The organism is Rhodococcus sp. A14, assembly GCF_011603105.1.
Lineage (GTDB): Bacteria > Actinomycetota > Actinomycetes > Mycobacteriales > Mycobacteriaceae > Rhodococcus_F > Rhodococcus_F opacus.
This window is the reverse complement of the sequence record NZ_JAAOQS010000103.1, coordinates 25,305-31,765: the sequence shown is the minus strand read 5'-3', so window position 1 is coordinate 31,765 and position 6,461 is coordinate 25,305. Positions and strand designations below refer to the sequence as shown.

The following is a 6,461-nucleotide window of genomic DNA, read 5'->3' as shown; positions in this document are numbered from 1 at the left end:
CGCCGGAACCGCCCTGCCCGGTCCCCGACGAGCCGCCGCCTCCGTTCGACTCGGGTGCGACAGCCGGCGGTGCGAGCTCCGATGTCGCCGGAGTGGTCGTGGCGGCGGCGGGTGTCGCCTTTGTTGTCGAGCTGGACGTTCCGGATGTCGGCGTCGGTTCACTGTCGGACCCGCAGGCCGACAGCGTCAGGAGTGCACAACTTGCCGCGATAACCACCGAGCGTTTCAAGGACCTTCTCCTTCGTTCGAGTATCTATCGATCGAACGGAACATACGGTCCGTTTGGTACGTTTTGGTGTTTTTGCGAGGAATCGTCACCCTTCCGACACGAACGGCGAATCAGCTCTGCGCGTTCCTGCGCGCCGCACGCTTGGCCCAGGCATTGCGGACCATCGACAGCGGCGTCGGCGGCACCCAGCCCAGCTGGACCGCCTGACCGAGGTCGTCCCGGGTGGCCCAGTGCTCGATGACGCGGCCGTCTTCGACGCGCAACCAGTGCGACTGCTCGACCGCCAACGATCGCCCCGTGGGCGCGAACACCTGGTCGATCGACCCCTGCTCGTCGTAGACGACGAAGGGTCCGACGTGCCTGCCCTTCATGATCGTGTGGACGACCGCGAGGTCGCCCTCGACCACGACATGCTCGACGTCGAACCGCAGCTCGGCGAAGGCGGAACGCAACCACACGGCGGAAGCGTAGAACGCGTCGGGCCCGCGCCCGCGCGTCCGCGGGGGTTCCGTCGCGCTCTCCCGGTTGAATGCGCCCGAGTGGACGACGGAATCGAAATCGGCGCGGCTTCCGTTCGCCATGATCTCCACCGCGCGAACGGCGAGGGATTTCACGTGCTCCGACGGGACCGGTTCCTCGATGTTCACGGTGCACTCCGCAACAGTCAATGGGAACTCTCAGTATTCGACCGCCGCCGACTGGAAGTCAACGACCTGATGCCGGTCCGATCGGGTGCGGGATTTGCGCGCGCCTCAGCGAAACCGCCGTCGACGGCGGTACCGTCGGGGAGGTGATGGGACTGCCTGATGCGATCTCGGCCTGCTTGTTCGATCTCGACGGTGTGCTCACGGGAACGGCGGTGCTGCACCGGAAGGCGTGGAAACGCACGTTCGACGAGTTCCTGAAGCATCGCGAGGGCACCAACTTCCGGCCGTTCACCGACCAGGACTACTACGACTACGTCGACGGACGCCCCCGCGCCGACGGGGTCCGGACCTTTCTCACGTCCCGCAGCATCACGTTGCCGGAGGGGTCGCCGGACGATCCACCCGGCGCCGAGACCGTGAACGGTGTCGGGAACAGCAAGAACCGGCTGCTGCTGAAAGTCATCGAGGAGGAAGGCGTCAGCCCCTACCCCGGTTCGGTCCGCTACATCAGCGCGGCGTACGACGCCGGTCTGAAGATCGCCGTGGTCACGTCGTCTGCGAACGGCAAGGCCGTCCTCGACGCGGCCGATCTCAGCCGCTACGTCCACGTTCGCATCGACGGAGTGGTGATCAGCGAGCAGGGTCTCCGCGGGAAACCCGCGCCGGATTCGTTCCTCGCAGCCGCTCGCGCCCTCAACGTGCATCCCGATCAGGCGGCCGTGTTCGAGGACGCCCTGTCCGGAGTGGAAGCGGGGCGGGCAGGCGAATTCGGCTACGTCGTCGGGGTGAATCGCAACGATCAGGCCGAGGCGTTACGTGAGCACGGCGCCGACGTGGTGGTGAACGACCTGGCCGAACTTCTGGAAAGGTGAGCATGGACGACAAGGGCTACGAGATCTCGCCGTGGCAGCTGCGCTGGCGCGGACTGGATCTGGAGGCGCTGCACGCCACCGAATCCACCTTCGCACTGTCCAACGGACACATCGGGATTCGTGGCACGTTCGAGGAGGGTGAACCGCGCGGTCTCCCCGGCACCTACCTCAACGGGTTCTACGAGCAACGTCCCCTGCCGTACGCGGAGGCGGGCTACGGCTACCCCGAGGACGGGCAGACCGTCGTGAACGTGACCGACGGCAGCATCATCCGCCTGCTCGTCGAGGACGAGCCCATGGACATGCGGTACGGGAGTGCACCGGCGCACGAGCGCGTCCTCGACTTCCGCTCGGGCACCCTGCGCCGCACCACCGAGTGGACGTCACCGACCGGACGCCGGGTGCGTATCCACTCGGAACGACTCGTCTCGTTCACCTCGCGCGCGGTCGCCGCCATCCACTACGAGGTCGAGCCGCTCGACGGCGACATCGAACTCGTCCTGCAGTCGGATCTGCTCGCCAACGAACACATCCCGGCCCGCACGGACGACCCGAGAGTGGCTGCCGCCCTGGACAGTCCACTAGTCTCCGATTTCGCTGCCGCCCACGACTTCAAGGCTGTGCTCGCCCATCACACGAGGGCGTCGGGACTGCGGATGGCCGCGGGGATGGACCACGAGATCGACTACCCCGCCAACGGGCGGTGCAGCATCGAGACCGAGGAGGATCTGGCACGGCTCACCGTCGCTGTCGACATCCCGCAGGGTGAACGCCTGAGGGTGACGAAATACCTGGCGTACGGGTGGTCGGCGCGGCGGTCGACTCCGGCTCTGCGCGGCCAGGTGGAGGGGGCGCTGGCCGGCGCACTCGAAACCGGCTGGGAAACCCTGCTGAAACGGCAGCGCGAGTATCTCGATGCATTCTGGGAGACGGCGGACGTCGAGATCGACGGCGACGCGGAACTTCAGCAGGCGGTGCGGTTTGCGCTGTTCCACGTGCTGCAGGCGGGTGCTCGCGGTGAGTCACGCGCGATCCCCGCGAAGGGCCTGACCGGGCCCGGATACGACGGGCATGCGTTCTGGGATACCGAGACGTTCGTCCTCCCGCTGCTCACGTACACGGTGCCGGACTCGGCCCGCGACGCACTGCGCTGGCGGCACTCCACGCTCGACAAGGCGAAGAACCGCGCCGTGCAGCTGGGGCAGGCAGGCGCCGTGTTCCCGTGGCGCTCGATCGACGGCGAAGAATGCTCCGGCTATTGGCCCGCGGGAACCGCGGCCTTCCACGTGGGTGCCGACGTCGCCGCGGCAACATCCCGGTATCTGGCAGCAACCGGGGACGAGGAGTTCGAAGCCGAATGTGGCGTCGAACTGCTCGTGGAGACCGCCCGGCTGTGGACGTCGCTCGGCCATCACAATGCGCAGGGCGAGTTCCGAATCGACGGTGTCACCGGGCCGGACGAATACACCGCTGTCGCCGACAACAACGTGTTCACCAATCTGATGGCGCAGAAGAATCTGCACGACGCGGCGGCCGCCTGCGAGAGACGCCCCGGCCTGGCGCGCGAGCTAGGTGTGGACGACGAGGAAGCAGCGCTCTGGCGAGATGCCGCCGAGCACATGCGCATTCCGTTCGATGACGCTCTCGGCGTCCACCAGCAATCCGACGCCTTCACGCACCACGCCGAGTGGGACTTCGAAGGCACACCACCCGAGCATTATCCGCTGCTGCTCCACTACCCGTACTTCGATCTCTACCGCAAGCAGGTGGTGAAGCAGGCCGACCTGGTGCTCGCGATGTATCTTCGGGGCGACGCCTTCACCCACGAACAGAAGATCGCCAATTTCGCCTACTACGAGGCACTGACGGTCCGGGACTCGTCCCTGTCGGCGTGCGTGCAGTCCGTGATGGCCGCCGAGGTCGGGCAACTTCAACTCGCCTACGACTACCTCGCCGAGGCCGCCCTGACCGATCTCCACGACCTCCACGCCAACGTGGAGAACGGATTGCACATCGCCTCACTCGCCGGAACGTGGATGGCGTGTGTCGCGGGATTCGGTGGAATGCGCGACCACGGCGGCAACATCTCGTTCGCACCGCGGATACCACCACAGCTGGTCAATCTGTCATTCCGGATGACGGTGCGGGGCAGCCAGATCCACGTGGACGTCCGCGCCAAGACCGCTACCTACCGCCTGCTGTCCGGCGAACCGGTTCAGCTCGCCCATCACGGCAACTCGTTCACACTCGACTCCTTCCCGGTCACGCGGCCGATCCCCGAACTGCCGATCGCCACGCCGGTGCGGCAACCGTACGGGCGAGCACCCGTGCGTCGAGGCTGATCTGACATCCGGCCAGCCTGAACACCCCGGCCGCGAGCAGCAGCGCGGCACACCGAGCCTTCGTTGTGCGACAGTGGTGCGATGAGCCCTGTGGTGACGATCGACGAGTTGGCGGAATCGCTGAGCAGCGACGCTCCGCCTGTCCTTCTCGACGTGCGGTGGGCGCTCGGCGACACCGAAGGCAGGCAGCACTACCTCAACGCACACATTCCCGGTGCCGTGTTCGTCGATCTGGACACCGAACTGGCCGCCCCGGGATCCCCGGAGCTGGGCCGGCATCCGCTGCCGACGCTGACGGACCTGCAGGACGCCGCGCGCCGGTGGGGTGTCCGGGCCGGCAGCGCGGTCGTCGTCTACGACGCCACGGGGAACCTCGCCGCCGCGCGGGCGTGGTGGCTGCTGCTCTGGGCCGGAGTTGCCGACGTGACGATGCTCGACGGTGGCCTCGGCGCGTGGACGTCGGCGGGCCACCCCGTCCGATCCGGCGACGAGCACCCACGACGGCCCGGTGACGTCGTGCTCACCGCGGGCCACCTGCCGACGCTGACCGCGGACGAGGCCGCCGAACTCGCCGCCCACGGTCGCCTTCTCGATGCCCGTGCCACCGAGCGGTACTCGGGCGAGACCGAACCCGTCGATCCCCGCGCAGGGCACATTCCCGGTGCCCGCAGCGCCCCGACGTCCGAGAATCTCGGGCCCGACGGACGGTTCGCGCCTGCCGAGGCGCTGCGCGAACGGTTCGCCGCGGTCGGCGCGGAACCCGGACGTCCCGTCGGCGTCTACTGCGGATCGGGTGTGACGGCAGCCCACCAGGTTGCGGCACTCGCGCTCGCCGGCGTCGACGCCGCCCTGTATCCGGGGTCCTGGTCGCAGTGGTCGTCCGATCCCGGCCGCCCGGTCGCCACCGGCCCCGACCCGCGGTGACGGCGAGTCACACCGTCTGACCGGCCGTCTCCACGTCGTGCGCCGGATAGGCGTGGATGAGGGCGGTACTCAGCTTCGGAACGGCGTACCTGAGTGTGTGTTCGGCGGTGTGCGCCACGCGGTGCGCGTCGCGCAGGCTGGTCGAAGGGTCGACGTCGAGTTCGGCGTCGGCATGCAGGTGGTGCCCGATCCACCGCATCTTCACGCTCCGCACCCCGACCACCCCCGGTTCGGCGGCGAGGGCCCGTTCGGCGGCGTCGACGAGTTCCGGGTCGACGCCGTCCATCAACCGCCGGAACACGTCGCGTGCCGCGGTCCGTAACACGAGCACGATCGCAGCCGTGATGACCAGGCCCACCACCGGGTCGGCGAGCGGAATCCCGACCGCGACACCACCGGCGCCCAGCACCACGGCGAGGGAGGTGAATCCGTCGGTCCGTGCGTGCAGCCCGTCGGCGACGAGCGCGGCGGAGCCGATCCGCCGACCGATCCGGATGCGATACAGCGCCACCCATTCGTTACCGGCGAAACCGATGACACCAGCGAGGGCCACCCACCCGAGGTGGTGGATCGGCACGGGATCGAGGAGGCGGCGGGTCGCCTCGACACCCGCGACGACCGCGGACAACGCGATCATCACCACGACGAACAACCCGGCGAGGTCTTCGGCCCGGCCGTATCCGTACGTGAATCGCCGGGTGGCCGCCCGCCGTCCGAGGGCGAACGCGATCCACAGCGGAATCGCTGTCAGCGCGTCGGAGAAATTGTGCACGGTGTCGGCGGCAAGCGCGACGGAACCGGACAGCGCGACCACGATCACCTGCGCCAGGGCGGTGACGCCCAGAACCACCAGGCTGATCTTCACCGCCCGGATCCCGATCTCGCTCGCCTCGAGTGCGTCGTCGACGCTGTCCGCGGAGTCGTGGCTGTGCGGGGCGAAGATCTCGCGGATCACCCCGCGGACGCCACCCGAATGTCCGTGCCCGTGGCCGTGGCCGTGGGAATGTCCGTGCCCGTTCACGACCCGCCTCCCTCCGCGGCGAGGTCCGCGTCCTCGTGGATGACCTGCAGGTCGCCGGTGGCACGGTGATGTCCCGGGATACCGGGGCCCGCGTGCTCGGCATTGAACACGGCGTCGGTGACCAACTGCTGCACGTGCTCGTTGGCGACGCTGTAGTAGATGGACGTTCCCTCCCTCCGTGTGTGCACGAGCCGCGCCATCCGGAGCTTCGCGAGATGCTGCGAGACGGATGGCGCCGGCTTTCCCACCCGTTCGGCCAGCTCGTTCACCGACAGCTCGCCTCCCACGAGTTGCCAGAGCACCTGCACCCGGGTCGCGTCGGCGAGCATGCGGAAGACCTCGACCACAAGCCCGACCTGGTCTTCGTCGAGCCGACGCCGGCAAGAGCGCATATCTGCATTCATACGCAGATAATAATTCACTTCG

At 68.0% G+C, this 6,461-nt stretch carries 6 protein-coding genes and 1 pseudogene; 3 read left to right on the top strand and 4 right to left on the bottom strand.

Features of this window, described 5'->3' with window-relative positions; translation table 11 throughout:
• Positions 1-229: pseudogene (locus tag G9373_RS45975) on the bottom strand (chromosome condensation regulator RCC1); the annotation flags it as partial.
• Between the two features lie 110 nt (positions 230-339).
• On the bottom strand, positions 340-876 hold the full coding sequence (locus G9373_RS35920; RefSeq protein ID WP_167119715.1) for an ester cyclase: 537 nt from the start codon (positions 874-876) through the stop codon (positions 340-342).
• A gap of 146 nt (positions 877-1,022) precedes the next feature.
• On the opposite strand from G9373_RS35920, the gene G9373_RS35915 reads away from it, so the two are divergent.
• The 3 genes from G9373_RS35915 (at position 1,023) to G9373_RS35905 (ending at position 5,014) form a co-directional block, all read left to right on the top strand.
• Positions 1,023-1,748, top strand: a complete 726-nt coding sequence (locus G9373_RS35915; protein ID WP_167119712.1) for a beta-phosphoglucomutase family hydrolase — start codon at positions 1,023-1,025, stop codon at positions 1,746-1,748.
• A gap of 2 nt (positions 1,749-1,750) precedes the next feature.
• A complete protein-coding gene (locus tag G9373_RS35910; RefSeq protein ID WP_167119709.1) occupies positions 1,751-4,090 on the top strand; it encodes a glycoside hydrolase family 65 protein in 2,340 nt (779 codons plus the stop codon).
• Positions 4,091-4,180: 90 nt separating this feature from the next.
• Complete coding sequence (locus G9373_RS35905) at positions 4,181-5,014, top strand: sulfurtransferase (RefSeq protein WP_133986812.1); 834 nt, start codon at positions 4,181-4,183, stop codon at positions 5,012-5,014.
• A 7-nt stretch (positions 5,015-5,021) separates the two neighbouring features.
• Here G9373_RS35905 and G9373_RS35900 read toward each other — a convergent pair whose 3' ends face one another.
• On the bottom strand, positions 5,022-6,035 hold the full coding sequence (locus G9373_RS35900) for a cation diffusion facilitator family transporter (protein ID WP_167119706.1): 1,014 nt from the start codon (positions 6,033-6,035) through the stop codon (positions 5,022-5,024).
• Positions 6,032-6,439: a metalloregulator ArsR/SmtB family transcription factor gene (locus G9373_RS35895; protein ID WP_039952872.1), complete on the bottom strand. Its 408-nt coding sequence runs from the start codon at positions 6,437-6,439 to the stop codon at positions 6,032-6,034. The genes G9373_RS35900 and G9373_RS35895 overlap by 4 nt, the downstream gene beginning before the upstream one ends.
• Positions 6,440-6,461 lie beyond the last annotated feature (22 nt).

Coding starts and splice junctions, on each gene's coding strand:
- G9373_RS35915 (WP_167119712.1), top strand. CDS start 1,023: ATGGGACTGCCTGATGCGATCTCGGCCTGCTTGTTCGATCTCGACGGT.
- G9373_RS35910 (WP_167119709.1), top strand. CDS start 1,751: ATGGACGACAAGGGCTACGAGATCTCGCCGTGGCAGCTGCGCTGGCGC.
- G9373_RS35895 (WP_039952872.1), bottom strand. CDS start 6,439: ATGAATGCAGATATGCGCTCTTGCCGGCGTCGGCTCGACGAAGACCAG.